Annotated in this window: 16 protein-coding genes; 7 read left to right on the forward strand and 9 right to left on the reverse strand. The window is 43.4% G+C overall.

Translation table 11 applies throughout. The features are described from left to right. Window positions 1-43 precede the first annotated feature (43 nt). Window positions 44-406 carry a hypothetical protein gene (locus tag CLI64_RS22040; RefSeq protein ID WP_192881579.1) on the forward strand — a complete coding sequence of 121 codons (363 nt, stop codon included), beginning with the start codon at window positions 44-46 and terminating at the stop codon, window positions 404-406. A 247-nt stretch (window positions 407-653) separates the two neighbouring features. Here the strand turns inward: CLI64_RS22040 and CLI64_RS22050 are convergent, their stop codons facing one another. After that, entirely contained in the window at window positions 654-1,826 is a 1,173-nt protein-coding gene (locus tag CLI64_RS22050) for a pyridoxal phosphate-dependent aminotransferase (protein WP_103139226.1), read from the reverse strand. 160 nt (window positions 1,827-1,986) lie between these two features. Then, complete coding sequence (locus CLI64_RS22055; RefSeq protein ID WP_103139227.1) at window positions 1,987-2,187, reverse strand: hypothetical protein; 201 nt, start codon at window positions 2,185-2,187, stop codon at window positions 1,987-1,989. 481 nt (window positions 2,188-2,668) lie between these two features. On the opposite strand from CLI64_RS22055, the gene CLI64_RS22060 reads away from it, so the two are divergent. From CLI64_RS22060 to CLI64_RS22075, 4 genes are all read left to right on the forward strand, one after another. After that, window positions 2,669-2,977 (forward strand): STAS domain-containing protein, encoded by a 309-nt coding sequence (locus CLI64_RS22060; protein WP_103139228.1) that lies wholly within the window; start codon window positions 2,669-2,671, stop codon window positions 2,975-2,977. 162 nt (window positions 2,978-3,139) lie between these two features. Continuing rightward, the gene (locus CLI64_RS22065) at window positions 3,140-5,824 is read left to right on the forward strand and encodes a TIGR03960 family B12-binding radical SAM protein (protein WP_103139229.1); all 2,685 of its coding nucleotides are present in this window, start codon (window positions 3,140-3,142) and stop codon (window positions 5,822-5,824) included. A gap of 555 nt (window positions 5,825-6,379) precedes the next feature. Continuing rightward, window positions 6,380-8,485, forward strand: coding sequence for an Rne/Rng family ribonuclease (locus tag CLI64_RS22070; protein ID WP_103139230.1), 2,106 nt, complete (start codon window positions 6,380-6,382; stop codon window positions 8,483-8,485). A 9-nt stretch (window positions 8,486-8,494) separates the two neighbouring features. Then, window positions 8,495-9,199: a ribonuclease HII gene (locus tag CLI64_RS22075; protein WP_103139231.1), complete on the forward strand. Its 705-nt coding sequence runs from the start codon at window positions 8,495-8,497 to the stop codon at window positions 9,197-9,199. A gap of 55 nt (window positions 9,200-9,254) precedes the next feature. Here the strand turns inward: CLI64_RS22075 and CLI64_RS22080 are convergent, their stop codons facing one another. After that, window positions 9,255-9,842, reverse strand: coding sequence for a DUF1997 domain-containing protein (locus CLI64_RS22080; protein WP_103139232.1), 588 nt, complete (start codon window positions 9,840-9,842; stop codon window positions 9,255-9,257). Window positions 9,843-10,159: 317 nt separating this feature from the next. On the opposite strand from CLI64_RS22080, the gene CLI64_RS22085 reads away from it, so the two are divergent. Both CLI64_RS22085 and pheA read left to right on the forward strand, forming a co-directional pair. Next, window positions 10,160-11,842, forward strand: coding sequence for a phospholipid carrier-dependent glycosyltransferase (locus CLI64_RS22085; protein WP_103139233.1), 1,683 nt, complete (start codon window positions 10,160-10,162; stop codon window positions 11,840-11,842). A 148-nt stretch (window positions 11,843-11,990) separates the two neighbouring features. Beyond that, the gene (pheA, locus tag CLI64_RS22090) at window positions 11,991-12,869 is read left to right on the forward strand and encodes a prephenate dehydratase (RefSeq protein WP_103139234.1); all 879 of its coding nucleotides are present in this window, start codon (window positions 11,991-11,993) and stop codon (window positions 12,867-12,869) included. Between the two features lie 15 nt (window positions 12,870-12,884). Here pheA and CLI64_RS22095 read toward each other — a convergent pair whose 3' ends face one another. The 6 genes from CLI64_RS22095 to rpsL all read right to left on the reverse strand — a co-directional run bounded on the left by CLI64_RS22095 (window position 12,885) and on the right by rpsL (window position 19,115). Beyond that, window positions 12,885-13,535: an LON peptidase substrate-binding domain-containing protein gene (locus tag CLI64_RS22095; RefSeq protein ID WP_103139235.1), complete on the reverse strand. Its 651-nt coding sequence runs from the start codon at window positions 13,533-13,535 to the stop codon at window positions 12,885-12,887. A gap of 359 nt (window positions 13,536-13,894) precedes the next feature. Beyond that, window positions 13,895-14,212 (reverse strand): 30S ribosomal protein S10, encoded by a 318-nt coding sequence (rpsJ, locus tag CLI64_RS22100; protein WP_015113498.1) that lies wholly within the window; start codon window positions 14,210-14,212, stop codon window positions 13,895-13,897. 190 nt (window positions 14,213-14,402) lie between these two features. After that, the gene (gene tuf / locus CLI64_RS22105) at window positions 14,403-15,632 is read right to left on the reverse strand and encodes an elongation factor Tu (protein ID WP_103139236.1); all 1,230 of its coding nucleotides are present in this window, start codon (window positions 15,630-15,632) and stop codon (window positions 14,403-14,405) included. A 22-nt stretch (window positions 15,633-15,654) separates the two neighbouring features. Continuing rightward, on the reverse strand, window positions 15,655-17,733 hold the full coding sequence (fusA, locus tag CLI64_RS22110) for an elongation factor G (RefSeq protein WP_103139237.1): 2,079 nt from the start codon (window positions 17,731-17,733) through the stop codon (window positions 15,655-15,657). Window positions 17,734-17,873: 140 nt separating this feature from the next. Further along, the gene (gene rpsG / locus CLI64_RS22115; RefSeq protein WP_103139238.1) at window positions 17,874-18,344 is read right to left on the reverse strand and encodes a 30S ribosomal protein S7; all 471 of its coding nucleotides are present in this window, start codon (window positions 18,342-18,344) and stop codon (window positions 17,874-17,876) included. Between the two features lie 387 nt (window positions 18,345-18,731). Then, window positions 18,732-19,115, reverse strand: a complete 384-nt coding sequence (gene rpsL, locus CLI64_RS22120) for a 30S ribosomal protein S12 (protein ID WP_015140400.1) — start codon at window positions 19,113-19,115, stop codon at window positions 18,732-18,734.

A 19,115-nucleotide genomic window follows, 5' to 3' on the forward strand; every position in this document is an offset into this window, starting at 1 on the left:
AAACCATCAACTAATCCGTGCTACTGCCCTAAATTAAGTAATTATGGACATGATTTTTGATTTTCAACCAGGACAAATAGTGTCTTTAGAGCATGATGATCAAAATCTGTATGCGGAAGTAATTCAAGTTGTGGTTTCCCGTCAGCTATGCTGGGTACGTCCCTTACTCCTAGTGACACACACCCCAGAAATACCCATAATTACTGACTTGCGGGATGGTGCTGACCTGTTGTGGCCTGGTGAATTGTTTCGTCCCGCCCTAGATACAGAAGTTATCACCTTTTTAGGTCAACTTTTGGCTAAAGAACCAAAATCAGAACTAGACACAACAGCTAAAAGCAAACTCCATCAGTTTATTCACCAACTTTGGCAAGCTTATCAGGAGAGAGTGAGGAGTGCTGAGTGAGGAGTGCTGTTAGCGGAAGCGGGGCGTTTAGCCCGTGCTGTTAGCGGTAGCGCGGCGTTTAGCCGGTGCTGAGTGAGGAGTGTTGAGTTAGAAGTGTTTAGTAGTGAGTGGGGTGAGACTATAGTTCTGTCAGGTGTTATGCCAAATTGTGACAAGTAGTATGGTTTCAAGATTCTGGAATAGGCTATGAATCTAAGCTTTTAATCCAAAATCCAAAATCCAAAATCCAAAATTGGTGTACTCGCCATCAACTGTAGCGAATTCCCGCATCTCGCATCCGTTCTATTGCTGCTTGTAACCGTTCATCAGGGATAGTCAAGGCAATTCTAATGTAACCTTCCCCTGATGCACCGTAGCCGTTACCTGGAGGGACTAAGATACCGCATTTATCTAAGAGGAGGTTGGCAAATTCAATAGAAGAATATCCTGAAGGTACTGGTACCCAAACGTAGAGAGTGGCTTTTGGTGGTTCAATAGGCCAGCCTAAAGATTGTAGTCCTTGAATAACTATGTCACGGCGATTTTGATACACCGACATTAAGCTAGTTAATTCAGCTTCATCAGTATTGTAAGCTGCGATCGCTGCCTGTTGAATAGCTTTAAACACCCCAGAATCAACGTTGGTTTTGACTTGGCTTAAAGCTTTAATCCCGTTGACATTGCCCACTACAAAACCAATCCGCCAGCCTGTCATATTGTAAGACTTAGACAGACTGTGGAATTCAATAGCCACATCTTTAGCCCCTGGTACTTGCAACACACTCGGCGGCTTGTAACCGTCATAAGCCATTTCGGAATAAGCATGATCATGACATAGTAGAATCTCATGCTGCCGACAAAACGCCACCAATTCGGCAAAAAACTCTAGGCTAGCTAAAGCCCCAGTGGGATTATTCGGGTAATTAATCCACAATAGTTTTGCTTTTCGGGCTACAGTTTCTGGAATAAGACTGAGGTCAGGTAAAAATTTATTTTCTGCCTTGAGAGGCATAGTAAATGGCTCACCCCCAGCAAAAATTGTGGCAGTTCGATACACTGGATAACCAGGATCTGGTATTAATACATAGTCTCCCGTTTCCACAAAGGCTAAGAAAGTATTATGTATCGCTTCCTTAGAACCAATAGAAGATATAACCTCTTTGTTCGGGTTTAATCCTTCAACGCCAAACCGCCTTTTCATCCACTCCACTGCTGCTTCCCGAAAAGCTGGCATACCATCATAGGGTGGATAATTATGATTACTCGCTTGATCAATTGCTGTGTGCATGGCCTGGAGAATATGAGCAGGAGTTGGCTTATCAGGATCACCCACTGCCATATTAATGATGTCAACTCCTTGGGCGACAAGTTCTTCCCGTTTGCGGTTAATCTCAGCAAATAGATAAGGAGGAATTTTTTCTAAACGTTTAGCAGGCTGCATGGCGACTTTTTACTAATGCACAAGTGAAGACTCACTAGCACAGTTTACGCCACACCAGGTAAATAAATAGTAAATATCGTGTAGAAGCAGCAGGTTTTCTAGATGGTTTTGATCAATAACATTTCAGGGAGGAAAATCATCAAGCTATCACTGATGAAATTTAATATCCCAGACTCGGCACTAACTGAATACGCCCAGCATCCATTTCGGTCATTAACAATTCCAAAGCTTCGTAATCTACATCCGATATGTAACCTTGTTGGGTCAATTCGGAGTTAATTTCATTCTCTATCTCTGGAGTTAATTTCTTGATATCGAGGGCTTTCTGTACTAACTGACGAATTACGTATCTAGTTCTCATAGGTAATGAACCCAATATAAAGTGATACTAAATTATCCAGGATGAAGCTCAGTATAAAATGTGATTGTCACACTATTGTACTAGTGATTTAAATCACACTTAATTCAAGTAGATAGTTCCTGATTAAACTTAACAGTTGCCACAAATATCATCAACAGCAAATGCCCTTCAAACCTGGCTATATCACAGTTCAATTTGCTGTATTTCTAAAGACGGGCATCACTTTTCCGCACAATTATGGATGACTGTTTTGCCGTCTTTTGCTTTGTGGTTATCTATGTTGATTTTTTTGGCAACTCATCAGAAAAAAAGTATTCATATATACTTTTTACTCCGAAATTATGACAACTTTAAACAGACACAGGAAAAAAATAAAGATTCAGCAAAGAGATGTAAGACATCTGGTCGATGTATGAGCAAACAGTTTATGTTCAAATAAATTCAAGCTTCATGGTTAAATAACTCTGATTAGGATGCCTATATGCAAGCACTACTAAAGAGTCAAAAAGTAGCAGTTATTCGTCCCCATAGCTGCCTCAATGCAACTAATGCGCTGGAGTTTGAGCGAGAATTGTCCACAATGCTAGCCCAAGAAGACATTGCTGGGTTATTAGTAGACCTAGCAGCAGTGGAGTCTTGTGACAGTTCTGGACTGATGGCTTTAGTATCTGCGCTGAAGTCAGCTCAGAATCTAGGCAAAGGCTTTCAGCTTGATTCCGTATCCCCAGCGATCAAAATAGTTTTAGAGTTAACTCAACTTGATCAGGTTTTTGAGATATCTCAGGGATAAATTCCAGCACACAGTCTGGCTAGAGTAACACAAGCTACGCCTTTGAGCAACTAAGTGTAAAACAGTTGTAACTTGCTACAACAAAAGCCACCCAAATAGCTAATCAATGCTAATGTTGGAGGGAAGACATAGCTGTAATTCGAGTAGCTCAAAGTTGGCAAAGTGGCTATTGCATTTGAACAATTAATCACATCTGATATCTTAAAACCAGCCCGTTACTTGGGTAATGAACAACTGGCGGTACATAAGCCTTGGAATCAGGCAGTTATACGCTGGGTTTTGACTTATCCAGAGGTATACGAAGTTGGTGCATCTAATCTGGGGCATATCATCCTGTATAACATTTTGAATGCCCAACCCCGACAGTTATGCGATCGCGCTTACCTACCAGGTACAGACTTAGCCGACAAACTCAGGGCGACAAATACCCCCTTGTTTGCGGTTGAGTCGAAGCGAGAGCTAAAAGAATTTGATATTTTAGGTTTTAGTCTCAGTTATGAATTAGGAGCAACCAACATTCTCGAAATGTTGGACTTAGCGGGAATTCCCCTAACATGGCAAGCAAGATTGCAGGGGGATTATCCGCTTATCTTCGCAGGAGGGCAAACAGCAACATCCAATCCTGAACCCTACGCCGACTTTTTTGACTTTTTCGCCTTGGGAGATGGTGAAGAACTTCTGCCAGAAATCGGCTTAGTTTTAGAAGAAGGAAAACAAGCCGGATTAAGTCGGGAAAGTTTACTCCTAGACTTGGCGCAAATCCCTGGGGTGTACGTACCGCAGTTTTACGCACCAGATAAAGACGGTTCCGTCAAACCAGTCCTTCCAGATGTACCCCAACGGATTTTGCGGCGAGTCGCTACCCCCATCCCCGCCTATTCCATTGGACTAGTACCATACGTCCAAACTGTACATGACCGCTTGACAATAGAAATCCGTCGTGGTTGCACCCGTGGTTGTCGCTTCTGTCAACCAGGAATGCTGACTCGACCCGCTAGGGATGTCGAACCAGAACAGGTGGTAGAAGCCATTGAACAAGGCATGAGAGCCACTGGTTATAATGAGTTTTCCCTCTTGTCTTTGAGTTGTTCTGATTATTTATCCCTACCATCTGTGGGGATGGAAATTAAAAATCGATTAAGAAATGAAAATATTTCCCTGTCGCTCCCTAGCCAGCGTGTAGATAGATTTGATGAAAACATCGCCAATATTCTTGGTGGTACACGCCAAGGCGGCATCACCTTTGCCCCCGAAGCTGGCACACAGAGAATGCGTGATATCGTCAATAAAGGTTTAACTAACGAAGAACTATTACGAGGTGTCAAAACTGCCTGGGAACAAGGCTGGGATAAAATCAAGTTATATTTTATGATCGGCTTACCTGGCGAAACAGATGCTGACGTTTTAGGTATTGCCGAAACAGTCAGTTGGTTACAAAGGGAATGTCGGGGTAAAGGTAGAAGACCACTTAACTTCAACCTGACAATTTCCAACTTCACCCCCAAACCCCATACACCATTTCAATGGCACTCAGTTTCTACAGCAGAATTTCGCCGGAAGCAAGATCTACTACGGCAAGCTTTCCGTCGTATTCGGGGGGTAAAAGTCAATTTTACGGATGTGCGAATTTCCGCAATGGAAGACTTTATTGGTAGAGGCGATCGCTCTTTAGGTAAAGTCCTGCAACGTGCTTGGGAATTAGGCGCAGGGATGGATTCTTGGTATGACAGCCTAGATAAAGCTTTTGCCGCCTGGGGAGAAGCGATCGCAGAAGCTGGTCTAGATTGGAAATACCGCCAGGTAGAAAACGGAGAATGGAATCTGTTTGCAGACGAGGAGGAGGGTAGAGGAGACAAGGTAGACAAGGTAGAATTACCTCCCAATACCCAGTCCCCAATCCCCAGTCCCCAGTCCCTCGAAAACCCACTCCCCTGGGATCATATAGATACCGGCATTGACAAAAAGTGGCTGATTGAGGACTTACAACGCGCCCTCGCAGCTGCTGTTGTTCCAGACTGTTCTTTTGATGGTTGTTCCCATTGTGGTGTATGTGGCACGGATTTTGGCCATAACATCGTTATCGAACCACCTGCTATTCCAGAATTCGCCGGTGAATTTGTCCCTAACATTAACAAAGCCCAACGCCTGCGCGTTTGGTTTGGTAAACAAGGTGACATGGCCTTGCTGAGTCACTTAGATTTAATGCGGTTGCTGGATCGAGTGGTGCGGCGCGCTAGTTTACCAGTGGCTTACACTAACGGTTTCCATCCCAGTCCTAAAATTGCTGTCGCCAGTGCCTTAGCTTTAGGGGCTACTAGTAGCGGTGAAATAGTTGATTTTGAGTTAACTGAACCTGTAGATTTGGCAGGATTTCAACAAAAACTGGCTCAAGAACTGCCCCCAGATATCCCAGTGTATCGTGTGGCAGAAGTAGACTTAAAAGCTCCCGCCGCGAATAAATTATTGGAACAAGCAGAGTATTTAATTACTATTGCTGCCCCCAGTGAAGTCACACCAGCACAATGGCAAGAGTGGATAGCCGCAATCGAGCAGCAAACAGAAATTTTGTGTGAGCAAACAACTAAATCTGGCAAGACTCAGATGATAAATCTGCGCTCACGGTTGTTTGAGTTGGAATTAATTTCTACCAGCAGTACGGAAACTGAAGCGATCGCCGTTATCCGCTATGTGGGTAGCTGTCGCCAAGATGGTTTTTTATTGCGTCCAGAACAAATTCTGTCTATGCTAGAAATAGTCTCAGGGGAAAACTCAGACAACCTGAGAACAGACTTCACAAAATTTCATCTTCTGCATATTCACCGCAATCAGCTCATCTTAGCGGTATAATCCTAGAGGGCAACTGGCTAGTAGTTGCCCCCAGTCGCAATCATAGGAATTGATTTTTAGCAAGGTTGCGTTAGAATGAAATGAAGAGAAATTTTCTGACGCTGCATTGAAGAAACTGGTTCACAACTACCCTGGTCGTCAGGGAGCAAACGAGCAAGATATCAGAGTGAAGCTTCTTGGATTTTATCCCAGACAAACTAAGGCAGATTAAAGAACACTCTCTCTATAGCTACCTTGTGAATCAGTAATTAACAGCAGATTCCAGTCAACTTCTCTATCTATGCTTTTTAAAACACCTGCTGAATGCCCAATCCCTAGAGGGTGAAGGTATCGCATCAGAAATCAACCACGGACGGTTGATTTATTTGCTTAAACAGTATGCAGCCGTTCTGGAATAATCAGGCGTGTGAACGCAATTCCTTAGCCAATAGCTCTTTAATTTTGAAGTTCGACTTCACAATTTTTATTACTAACAGCGTCTTTGGAGGCTGGCAGGGGCGAGAGGCATAACAAACCTCCAAGCCCGTTGACGCTGCCGATTTTTGAGGAAATTGAATGCCAAAACAAATTATTATCGCGGAGCAGCATCAAATCGCTGCCGTGTTTTCGGAAGATCAAATACAAGAGTTAGTTGTAGCCACAGGGCATCATCAAATCGGTGACATCTACTTAGGTGTAGTAGAAAACGTCTTACCTGGAATTGACGCGGCCTTTGTCAATATTGGTGATCCAGAACGTAACGGTTTTATTCACGTAACAGATTTAGGCCCACTGCGAATCAAGCGCACAGCAGCAGCAATTACAGAATTATTAGCACCACAACAAAAAGTTTTGGTGCAGGTAATGAAAGAGCCAACAGGCACAAAAGGGCCAAGACTGACAGGTAATATTACTTTACCAGGACGCTATGTAGTATTGATGCCCTATGGCAGAGGTGTCAACTTATCTCGACGCATTAAAAGCGAAAATGAGCGTAATCGATTACGGGCATTAGCAATTTTAATTAAACCCGCAGGTATGGGTTTACTAGTGCGGACAGAAGCCGAAGGAAAACCAGAAGAAGCTATCATCGAAGATTTGGAAGTGCTGCAAAAGCAGTGGGAAGCGATTCAACAAGAAGCTCAATCTACCCGTGCGCCAGCTCTATTAAATCGAGACGATGATTTTATTCAGCGTGTATTGCGGGATATGTACGGTGCGGATGTCAACCGGATTGTGGTGGATTCCAGCACCGGATTAAAGCGAGTCAAGCAATATTTACAAAACTGGAGTGGAGGTCAAACACCGCAAGGATTATTAATTGACCACCACCGCGATCGCTCCCCAATTTTAGAATATTTCCGCATTAACGCTGCTATTCGCGAAGCCCTCAAGCCCAGGGTAGACTTACCTTCTGGTGGGTATATTATTATTGAGCCAACGGAAGCCCTAACTGTTATAGATGTTAACTCTGGTTCCTTCACGCGATCGGCAACAGCCAGAGAAACCGTATTGTGGACAAACTGCGAAGCCGCCACAGAAATTGCCCGTCAACTACGTTTAAGAAATATTGCAGGGGTAATCGTCGTAGACTTCATTGATATGGAATCACGGCGTGACCAACTACAAGTTTTAGAACACTTTAACAAAGCCCTGAGAGCAGATAAAGCTCGTCCCCAAATTGCTCAACTGACTGAGCTAGGTTTAGTAGAACTGACTCGCAAACGCCAAGGTCAAAATATTTACGAATTATTTGGTGAAACTTGCTCTACTTGCGGTGGTTTAGGACATACAGTCCGCTTACCAGGAGAAACTGAAAGCCGCTTACCTACCCCAGTAGACGTACCAGATAGATTTATACCTTTACCCCAAAGAGAAACTCAAAGAGAAACCCCAAGAGAAACCCAAAGAGAACCTCGTTTACCCGTGACTCGCCTCACAGATATGCGGGACACTTACGATGGGTTTAATGAAGGATTTGATAATGATGGTGACTTGGGATCTTTCAATCTAATGAATCATCCCAGCTATCAAGAACTCAATGATCACAACAAACGGCGTACCCGCACCCGCCGGAGTCGCATTGGTATCAATGGAGCCAATGGTAAAGATGAAAATCGCATTTCCCACAATTCTCTAGGTTATATCAACGAGTCAGATTTAGATTTAGATAACGACACAGAACTGGGAACAACACCAGAATTACCCTCACCAAATTTGGGTAAATCTGGTTGGGTAGAAAGGGGAGACAGGACGAAAGTCAGTAAAGCAGAGCCGATTAAGCCTGTGGTAGAACCGCCGGAAATTCGCACTGTGGAAATGACACAACCGGAGCAAGATATCTTTGCTTTAATGGGAGTTTCGCCGCTAATTAAATTAGAACAAGAGGTGAAAAATCCTAAATCGGTCATCATTAATATTGTGCAACCAGGACAACCATCAACGCCGCCCCCAGAAGAAACCCCTAAAGCGACTGTTGTTGAGCCAACATCCTCAGAATTTACCCCGCCCAAACTCAAGTCAGAACCCAAGCCAGAACCTAAATCATCCCCTGTCACCGTACCTGAGCCAACGGTAACAGCCGTCAGCACGGAAGAAAATGAAACCTCAATGGCTGCTACTCCCAACCGTCGCCGTCGTCGTCGCTCCTCTGCGGCGGAATCTGATAGTGACGAAATTTAAAGAGCCAATATGGTAGAGAGGAGAAAGCAGATTGTTCAGGTATCGCACTCATCACCAACGGTAGACACAACCCCAACCACTCACCAGGAAATTCATTGGCTAGAGTTTTCTTCCACCTTGGCCAATGTTTCTGGGTTAATAGCAGGAGTGGATGAAGTAGGTAGAGGCTGTTTGTTTGGCCCTGTAGTCGCAGCAGCAGTCATCTTACCTAACCATGCTTTACCCGAACTGATAGCGGCTGGGGTTAGAGATAGTAAAAAACTATCTAGTGTTCGCAGATGTCAGCTAGCGCAGCAAATTTGTACGCTAGCGACAGATTGGAAAATTGGTTATGCTGCCACGGCAGAAATTGACCAAATTAATATTTTGCAGGCGACACTGTTGGCGATGAAGCGGGCTGTACAAAAACTTCAGGTACAGCCTGCAATTTGCTTGATAGATGGCAATCAGTTGGTCAAAGATTTAGCGATACCACAACAAACTATCATCAAAGGGGATGAGCGATCGCTCTCCATTGCGGCTGCTAGTATTGTGGCTAAAGTTTGGCGCGATGATTTAATCATGCGTTTAGCTGCCAAATATCCCATGTATGATTTAGCAAATAACAAGGGTTATGGCAGTAAGAAACATTTATCAGCACTGCAAAAGTATGGCTCTTCCCCGCTACACCGTAAGTCTTTTAGTCCTTGTCAGGATAGGGGTTTAGGGGTTTAGGGGTGTGGGGGTGTAAGGGAAAGAATTATAGATGATTCTTCCCCTACTACGCCCTTTATTCTGGATTGAGGAAGGGTAAGTTAGGATCATCGCGTCTCAGACTCTGGTTATGAGTTTGAGACACTACCCATTGACGATAGTCTACTAACAGTTGATGTGTTAATCGCTGTTTAACTGTTAATAAGACACTCTTGAGTAAACCATTACCTGTGGTTTCTAGAATGGGTTTTGGTGTAAAAGAAAACGGTGGGGGTAATTCCACTTGCACTTCTAAATCAGCTTGACCCCGCAGACGTGTGTCTTCACCCTGTATGAATGGAGACAAATACCCCCTCAAATTCAAGGAAAAACGCTGATTAATATACTCAAAACCCAGAATTTCACAGCCTAGCGATCGCAAGTAAATTGTGCCATTTGATTCTGCCCAGATTCTCATGTCTACAGTAGGTTGAATACTTAAGGACATAAAACTCAAAGGCCGCATTTTTAACCGAAATACTTCCTCAGAAAGCTGCTGAATGCGTCTTTGATCAACCAAAGCATGAACGAGACGTTGCGGCTGACGCAAGTAGTGCTGAATAGGAATAGTTTGCTGTTCCACAGCAATTTCTACCGATTGGGAGGCAGTAAACCTGGTAGCCATGAATTAAAGACAGTAATTGTTTAATAATTTTATTATTGATTAATTTACGAATTAATTGTTTTTCATTCGTAAAAGATTATTGAGAAAATCTCATTGCTCAGACAAGATATATTTGCTTATAGTTGACCTTGGATATTTCAATGCTTGATGAGATTTTTGGCGATTAAAAACGTAAAGTTATAACTTAAATATTGCAGAATATCTCACAATAATTTCTAATACTCTCAGCAAATTAAAAATCATAGTTATATTGATAACCGATTATTATCATCAATACGGATAGCTCTCACCCCACTTTTGCAATTTGGAAGTCCTGGATGAAGACTCACGCTCACCTATTATTGTTAATGCTATGGGTCGTTATCGGCACTAGTTTACGTTTTTTTCATCTGGATTCCTTGCCACCTTGGACTGATGAGTGTGCCACGATGGTATTTAGCTTGGGGAATAGTTTTCGGACAGTACCACTCAATCAACTAATTAGTGCAGATATTTTGTTACAGCCACTCCAACTAACATCAGTAACTGGTATCAGCACAGTCATGCAAAATTTATTACAAGATAGTACCCATCCCCCTGTATATTTTGTCTTGGCTCATGTGTGGATGAAGTTGTTTTCACCTGTTGGGGAAGTTGCATCTGTCTTCACAGCGCGATCGCTCAGTGCTTTACTGGGAGTAATATCAATTCCCGCCATGTTCTGCTTTGGCTATTTGACCTTTCGCTCTAAATTAGTTGGTCAGTTAGCAGCTGCAATGATGGCCGTTTCCCCTTACACAATCTTTTTAGCTAGAGAAGCCCGTCATTACAGTTTAGTGATGTTGCTGGTGATTGCTTCTTTATGTTGTCTCGTCACGACTATGCACAAAATCCGTCGTCAGCAATCTTTACCTCTATGGTTATTGTTGACTTGGATAGTGATTAATGGTCTTGGGGTAGCCACTCATTATTTTTTCATGTTGACCCTGGGTGCAGAAGGTGTAGTTGTACTCAGACAACTTTGGCGGCTTCAAAATCAGCAGATCAATTGGTGGCAGTTGGGGATAGTTGCTTTGGGTACTGCTATCGGCTGTCTAGTTTGGATACCTAACCTACAAAATATTCCTGGGAGTGATTTAACCAGTTGGGTAGCCGCTAGTAGTCCCCATAGTAGATGGTTAGAACCGTTGGCGCGCTTACTACTGTGGCTGATGAGTATGCTGTTGTTGTTACCATCGGCACTCACAACTTTACCCCTAACGGTGGTAATTACTTCTGGTGTGGTGACTTTGGTGTTTTTACTATGGAGTCTGCCACAAATAATTCATGGACTGAAAAGTTATCAAGGTGATGCTGATACAAATCTGACTCTGCAAATTTTAATTGATTATGTCTTGGCTGCGATCGCTTTAACTTTGCTATTGACTTATGGCTTAGGGAAGGATTTGACTTTAGCAGCGCGTTTCCAGTTTTTTTATGCACCAGCAGTCATTTTACTTTTGGGTGTGGCTTTAGCAAGCTGTTGGCATGAAGTGGCGAAATCAGGACTATTTACACATAGTAAAGTTGCAGTCAGTATCATTTTATTGATGGCAACTCTGGGAGGCGTGATAGTTACGGGAAATTGGGGTTACTTGCAAAACCAACGTCCTGATGTGCTGGCCGCAATCATTGAAAAAGCTTCAGGGAACAATGTATTGATTGCTACAACACATATCCATCATGGTCAAACTGGCAGAATGATGGGTTTAGCATGGGAATTGCAAAATCAACCCAACCAGAATCTACAATTTTTCCTAGCTGCTCAAGATCCCAATACTCATACCTATACTCAAAGTCAACAAATTTTGGTACAAAAACTCACTCAACTTCCCCGACCTCTAGATTTATGGTTAGTGGAGTATCGCAATCCAGTTGATTTAGTATCTCAAAACTGCACTTTGGATAAGCAATATGGCAGCTTTGCTGGTGAATATAGTTATAAACTTTATCGTTGTCTAGCTTCAGAAACTTCTAGTTAAAAATAGACTGATTTTGCTTATGATACAGTCTATCAACCTAGCAAAGATAAATATTTTAAGTCTGTAATCAAAACGCCAACATCATAATCTAAATGGCGTTGGGGTAATTAATTTTCAAGTTGGAATTTGGAATTGGGAGTGAAGCAACGTGACTATCTCAATTGCCCATTTAGGGCCACCTGGAACTTACGCAGAACAAGCAACTCTTTTTTATGTTAAATGGCTAACAGAGAATACAGGTATCGAAGCAGTTTTACGTCCCTATCCTAGTATTGCTCAATCATTAAAAGCTGTTGCCCAAGGTCAAACCCAATTGGCTGTTGTACCTGTGGAAAATTCTATTGAAGGTAGTGTCACCATGACAATGGATACCTTATGGCAATTAGATAGTCTCAGGATTCAATCAGCCTTGGTGATGCCGATTGCCCATACATTGATTTCTTGCGCTTCTAGTTTAGATGAGATTCAAACTGTCTATTCTCATCCCCAAGCCTTGGCACAGTGTCAAAACTGGCTAGGAGAGTTTTTAGCTCATGTGAGTTTGATTCCTACTAACTCTACTACCGAAGCATTACAGGCATTAGAAACAAATATAAAAGCTGCCGCGATCGCTTCTACAAGAGCCGCACAAATTTATAATTTACCGATACTAGCTCATCAAATTAACGATTATCCTGAAAACTGTACGAGGTTTTGGGTGATCAGTCAGGGAGAAACGGAGATCACAGAGCAACTGCGCTTACATACTCCAACTCATACGTCTGTAGCTTTTAGTGTCCCTGCTAACGTCCCTGGAGCGTTGGTGAAAACTCTACTAGTATTTGCTCTACAAGGAATTAACCTCAGCCGGATCGAATCTCGACCGACAAAGCGATCGCTAGGCGAGTATTTATTTTTTATTGACTTAGAAGCTGCCGTCAACACACCACAAATGCAATCTGCTTTGGCTGAACTAACTACCTATACAGAAGTTCTCAAAATATTTGGTAGTTATAATGTTTTACCAATTAGCACGCAAGAGTCTTGACAATTAACTCACAATTTATGAATTTTGACTAAAGGTGTCTTTGAGTACAGAACGAGCCGCTAAGTGATTACGAGTAGTCATCAAGATTTCGGCTTCTCTTTCTAAGCGGGCAGCTGTATCTTGCATTTCCAGTAAAGACTGCTGCTCTGCGGCGACACCATAAAGATTACTCGCCACCCAATAAGACAATTCCGTGGGCAAATCAGGTAATTCTTCTGGAAGTTCAATATTTTGTTCTGTGATTTTGGCGGATAGCCTGACCACATCACGGAGTAGTTGTTCGACTTCTGTAGCTAAAGGATATAAATCTTTACTGGGTGACTGGTCTTCTATCCATTCTACCAAGCCTACACGGTAGGGTTTTTCCCGCACATACTCTAAAACGCGAAACCGTTGTTGTCCCAGGGTGAGCATTTTCATACGGTCATCTGGTAGACGCTGGTAGTGAACAATTTCCGCACAGCAACCGACGTTAGCAATTTGACCTGTTACCGGGTCAACCATTAGCACACCAAACCTGCGATCGCTCTCCAAAATCGTGTTCATCATGATTCGGTAGCGGAACTCAAAAATATGTAGTGGTAAAGGTCTAGTGGGAAAAAGAACTACTTCGGGTAACGGGAACAGAGGTAGTTCACGAACTGCTATTCTGGAAGAAGATGTCATTGTTACCTAAGTATAAATTTAATGCTAAAAATTGATGCTTCTCTGCTTTCCCCGTAATATCAATTTTGGATTTTAGATTTTAGATTTAGTGCCTTTTTTCTGGGCTAGGTCAACGGTTTCAAGCAAGACTACTTATCTCAACTTGGCTTAATGTGTCTACATTCTATCATCTGTTTTAGAGCTAATAAAAAAGCCCTGAAATAAATTTCTCCAGGGCTAAGTTAATATTCATACATTCGTCAATAATTCATAGTCCAGGAATTCTTCACTGTTGACTGTTGTACGGGCGGGTTTAACAAACATATCTGTTTTTAAGTGAGAACATCTGCCAAAACCCGCCCCTACTGACTCTGGACTAATTACAGTTTTACTTCAATGTCTACACCAGATGGCAAATCTAGTTTCATCAGAGCATCAATAGTTTTAGAAGAGGGTTGGTAGATATCGATAATGCGACGATGGGTACGAGTTTCAAAATGTTCCCGTGAGTCTTTGTCTACGTGAGGAGAACGCAGTACGCAGTAGATTTTCCGTTTTGTCGGTAAGGGGATAGGGCCGATAGCTGTAGCGTTAGTCCGATTAGCTGTGTCTACAATCTTCTCGCAAGATGTATCCAGTAATCGGCGGTCAAAAGCCTTTAAGCGAATTCTAATCTTTTGCTGCTGTAGAGTTGCCATCTTTAGTTTTCCAGGTTCTGATTTTAAGTGTGAAATTGAGGATAATGCTTTGGCAATTGAGTAATTAGAACTATCTCATTACCAGTTTTTAATGCCCAAGATTTAATATCTAATTCCTTTATCAAGGTTCAGATAAAAGAGCAGAGAGGATTTTCCCGTCTCTGCTCTTATTTATTTGGGTAACAAGGTACTATTTGAGAATTTTGGAGACGACACCAGCACCGATGGTGCGGCCACCTTCGCGAATCGCAAAGCGCATACCTTGTTCGATCGCGATGGGGTTGATCAATTCTACGGTCATTTTGATGCGATCGCCGGGCATTACCATTTCAGCTGCACCACCATCATCAGAGGTGAATGCAGTGATTGTGCCTGTTACATCAGTTGTCCGTACGTAGAATTGAGGACGGTAGCCAGAGAAGAAGGGTGTTTTACGACCACCTTCTTTTTCGGTGAGTACGTATACTTCACCTTCAAATTGGGTGTGAGGAGTGATAGAACCGGGTTTAGCAATTACCATACCCCGTTCAATATCGGTCTTTTGGATACCACGCAGGAGTACACCAGCGTTATCACCAGCCATACCTTCGTCCAAGCTCTTCTTGAACATTTCAATACCGGTAACAGTGGTGTTACGGGTGTCTCTGATACCCACTAACTCCACAACATCACCAACCTTGACCTTACCACGTTCAATCCGGCCGGTTGCTACTGTACCACGACCAGTGATTGAGAATACGTCTTCTACCGCCATCAAGAAAGGTTTGTCAATGTCACGCTCAGGATCGGGAATGTAGGAATCTACAGCATCCATCAAAGCGTAAATTTTATCTACCCAAGGATTCTCGCCACGGACGGTTTTGCCATTCTTGGTCATGGCTTCTAGAGCTTGCAGACCTGAACCTCTAACGATGGGAATATCGTCACCATCAAAGCCATACTCTGTTAGTAGTTCTCTCAATTCAAGTTCTACTAGTTCCATCAATTCTTCGTCTTCCATCATATCTTCTTTGTTTAAGAAGACGACTAGCTTAGGAACACCCACCTGACGTGCTAAGAGAATGTGTTCACGGGTTTGGGGCATGGGGCCATCGGTAGCAGCTACTACAAGAATAGCTCCGTCCATTTGCGCTGCACCAGTGATCATGTTTTTCACATAGTCAGCGTGGCCAGGACAATCTACGTGAGCATAGTGACGTTTTTCAGTCTCATACTCAACGTGAGCAGTATTGATAGTGATACCCCGTGCTTTTTCTTCGGGGGCGTTGTCGATTTGGTCGTAAGCTTTAGCTTCAGCTTTACCCAAAGCAGCCAAGGTCATGGTGATAGCTGCTGTTAAGGTAGTTTTACCGTGGTCAACGTGGCCAACAGTACCGATGTTAACGTGAGTTTTGGTTCTTTCAAACTTTGCGCGTGCCATGTATGCTCGTTTCCTTTTCTAATTATGCGTTCCCTTTGCTTTTTGCTATGATTGCCTCGGCCACGTTGCGAGGCACTTCTTCGTAATGGCTAAACTCCATAGAGAAGATACCCCGACCTTGGGTTTTTGACCGGATATCGGTAGCATAGCCAAACATTTCTGCCAAGGGGACTTTTGCTGTCACTTTGGCAAGACCTTGTTCAGATCCCATCCCTTCAATTTGACCACGACGAGAATTGAGGTCGCCCATGACATCACCAAGGAAGTTTTCGGGAACTTCTACCTCAACTTTCATCATAGGCTCTAAGAGTACAGGTGAAGCTTTGGTTACTGCCTCTTTCATCGCCATTGAACCAGCGATTTTGAAAGCCATTTCTGAAGAGTCTACGTCATGGTAAGAACCATCTACTAAAGTAGCTTTCACATCGATGAGTGGATATCCAGCTAATACACCAGATTCACAGCATTCTTTCATTCCCTGTTCTGCGGGGTTAATGTACTCTTTGGGTACAACACCACCGACAATTTTGGAAACAAATTCAAAGCCACTTCCAGGTTCACCAGGTTCTAGGTCAATCACAACGTGACCGTATTGACCTTTACCACCACTTTGACGGATGAATTTACCTTCAATTCTGTTGACGGCTTTGCGAATGGTTTCACGGTAAGCTACCTGTGGCGCACCTACGTTAGCTTCCACTTTAAATTCGCGTAACATCCGGTCTACGAGAATTTCTAGGTGTAATTCTCCCATCCCCGCAATTACGGTTTGGTTAGTTTCTGGATCAACACTGACACGGAAGGTAGGGTCTTCTTCTGAGAGTGATTGCAGTGCTTTGGACAATTTGTCCATGTCGTTTTTCGTTTTGGGTTCGACCGCAACTGAGATCACAGGCTCAGGAATAAACAAGGATTCTAAAATGACTGGTGCGCTTTCATCACAAAGGGTGTCACCTGTCAAGGTATCTTTTAAACCTAGTGCTGCACCTAAATCACCTGCTCGCAGTTCTTCTACATCAAGTCTTTCGTCTGCTTTCAAAACCACGAGGCGAGAAATTCGTTCTTTTTTATTCTTGGTAGCGTTGAGGACGTAACTACCTTTTTTCAGTACGCCAGAATATACACGAACGAAGGTGAGGCGACCGTAGGGATCAGCCATAATCTTGAAGGCTAGAGCCGCTAGGGGTTCGTTGTCATCAGCACGACGTTCAACTGTGTCGCCACTGCTGACTGTACCTTGAATAGCTGGTACATCAATGGGTGCTGGTAGATAATCGACTACCGCATCCAACATCAACTGCACACCTTTATTCTTAAAGGCTGAACCACAAAGTACGGGTACGATTGTGCCGGCAATTGTACCTTTACGCAGTGCATTTTTGATTTCTGCTTCTGTGAGTGCTTCGCCCTCAAAGTACTTGTTCATTAAGTCGTCATCGACTTCTGCAACTGCTTCTACCAGCTTGGTGTAGTATTCTTCAGCCAGTTCTTGCAATTCTGCGGGGATATCGGTTTCTTGGATATCTGTACCTTGGTCGTTGGTGTAAATGTATGCACACTTGCGTACCAAGTCTACAATGCCTTGGAATTCGTTTTCACTACCAATTGGTAGTTGAATTGCAATGGCATTGGCACGTAGGCGATCGCGCATTTGCTCATGAACTCTGTAAAAGTTCGCACCTGTACGATCCATTTTGTTGATAAAGGCAATCCGAGGCACTTTGTAACGGTCTGCTTGCCGCCAAACTGTCTCTGATTGAGGCTGTACACCACCAACGGAACAGAATACCGCAATTACACCATCCAACACCCGCATAGAACGTTCAACTTCGATGGTGAAGTCTACGTGACCAGGAGTATCGATAATGTTAATTTGATGATCTTTCCAACTGGTACTAATTGCCGCCGCAGTAATGGTAATACCGCGCTCCCGTTCCTGATCCATCCAGTCAGTAACGGCAGTTCCTTCGTGTACTTCGCCAATTTTATGAATTATCCCAGAGTAAAATAATATTCTCTCTGTTGTAGTTGTTTTGCCCGCATCTATGTGCGCCGCAATACCGATATTGCGTACTTTCTCTAGCGGGTTGGTACGTGCCACAGTAGCCTCCTATGGTTTTTGCCTCATGATATCTTGTATATTACTCTTTGTTAAGATTCTATACTTTTAAAGAAAACCGACTTTTGTTTGGTAATTCTGCGATATACCGCTTTTAGATGCACGATATACCGCTTTTGTACTTAGTAACGATAATGTGCAAATGCTTTGTTTGCTTCCGCCATCCGGTGTGTTTCTTCCCGTTTGCGGATTGCATTCCCGCTTTCATTGGCTGCATCAAGTAATTCGTTAGCCAGTCTGCTGGCCATTGTGCGTCCTGGTCGAGACCGAGAAAACTGTACTAACCAACGCAGTGCGAGGGTAGTACCGCGATCTGTACGCACTTCCATTGGTACTTGATAGGTAGCTCCACCAACACGGCGAGCTTTTACTTCTACTAGAGGGGTAGCATTTCGCACTGCTCTTTCAAATACTTCCAGTGCATTTGTGCCTGTGCGTTCCTCTATAGTCTTCATTGCATCATACACGATGCGTGCCGCCAGTGATTTTTTGCCATGACGCATTACCCGTCGGATGATCATACTCACAAGCCGACTGTTGTATACAGAGTCAGGCGGAACTGGACGCCTTTGAATAACACCACGACGAGACATACTATACCCTTAATTCGGATTTTGGCAACGAAATTATATGCTATCAGACAGATGTTTATCTGAAGCAATGGTTAGCTACAGACTTGTCTACTGCAAAGGGTTGCTTTACGGCTGCAATCACCCTAATTTTACAGACTTGTTTCCTCAAAAACTGGGATAACAAAGCGACAACGTCTTTTTTAAGTGGAATGTCATTATGCAAACGTTGCTGTCGCTTACAACGGTTGAAATTTTGCTACACTTGCTCGCTGAGTGTAGATTGGTGGGAGAAGCTGGAATAATTTCTGGAAACTGGTTTCAGAATTAGCGACCAATGAGTTTGTTACGCAATCTGGACGCTTTAGATTCCAGGGACTAATCGCAATAGATTACGATTAATCACCTGCTTTATTTTTTCGCTTCTTTAGGACGCTTGGTTCCATATTTGGAACGGCCTTGTTTGCGGTCTTTAACTCCGGCTGTATCCAAAGTACCGCGAATGATGTGGTATCTCACACCAGGTAGATCCTTTACCCGACCACCACGAATCATCACAACTGAGTGTTCTTGTAAGTTGTGACCAATTCCAGGAATGTAAGCTGTGACTTCAAACCCGGAGGTTAGTCTGACCCGTGCTACTTTACGTAGCGCGGAGTTGGGTTTTTTAGGTGTAGTCGTGTAGACTCTGGTACAAACGCCCCGACGCTGTGGGCATTGTTTAAGAGCAGGGGACTTGGTTTTCTGACGCGCTTTTTCGCGTTCACTACGTATTAGTTGCTGTATGGTTGGCAT

This window comes from Nostoc sp. CENA543 (genome assembly GCF_002896875.1).
In the GTDB taxonomy this organism is placed as follows: domain Bacteria; phylum Cyanobacteriota; class Cyanobacteriia; order Cyanobacteriales; family Nostocaceae; genus Trichormus.

Excerpts from the sequence above, each read along its gene's own strand:
- CLI64_RS22040 (WP_192881579.1), top strand. The coding sequence starts at position 44 with ATGGACATGATTTTTGATTTTCAACCAGGACAAATAGTGTCTTTAGAG.
- CLI64_RS22050 (WP_103139226.1), bottom strand. The coding sequence starts at position 1,826 with ATGCAGCCTGCTAAACGTTTAGAAAAAATTCCTCCTTATCTATTTGCT.
- CLI64_RS22055 (WP_103139227.1), bottom strand. The coding sequence starts at position 2,187 with ATGAGAACTAGATACGTAATTCGTCAGTTAGTACAGAAAGCCCTCGAT.
- CLI64_RS22060 (WP_103139228.1), top strand. The coding sequence starts at position 2,669 with ATGCAAGCACTACTAAAGAGTCAAAAAGTAGCAGTTATTCGTCCCCAT.
- CLI64_RS22070 (WP_103139230.1), top strand. The coding sequence starts at position 6,380 with ATGCCAAAACAAATTATTATCGCGGAGCAGCATCAAATCGCTGCCGTG.
- CLI64_RS22075 (WP_103139231.1), top strand. The coding sequence starts at position 8,495 with ATGGTAGAGAGGAGAAAGCAGATTGTTCAGGTATCGCACTCATCACCA.
- CLI64_RS22080 (WP_103139232.1), bottom strand. The coding sequence starts at position 9,842 with ATGGCTACCAGGTTTACTGCCTCCCAATCGGTAGAAATTGCTGTGGAA.
- CLI64_RS22085 (WP_103139233.1), top strand. The coding sequence starts at position 10,160 with ATGAAGACTCACGCTCACCTATTATTGTTAATGCTATGGGTCGTTATC.
- CLI64_RS22095 (WP_103139235.1), bottom strand. The coding sequence starts at position 13,535 with ATGACATCTTCTTCCAGAATAGCAGTTCGTGAACTACCTCTGTTCCCG.
- rpsJ (WP_015113498.1), bottom strand. The coding sequence starts at position 14,212 with ATGGCAACTCTACAGCAGCAAAAGATTAGAATTCGCTTAAAGGCTTTT.
- tuf (WP_103139236.1), bottom strand. The coding sequence starts at position 15,632 with ATGGCACGCGCAAAGTTTGAAAGAACCAAAACTCACGTTAACATCGGT.
- rpsG (WP_103139238.1), bottom strand. The coding sequence starts at position 18,344 with ATGTCTCGTCGTGGTGTTATTCAAAGGCGTCCAGTTCCGCCTGACTCT.
- rpsL (WP_015140400.1), bottom strand. The coding sequence starts at position 19,115 with ATGCCAACCATACAGCAACTAATACGTAGTGAACGCGAAAAAGCGCGT.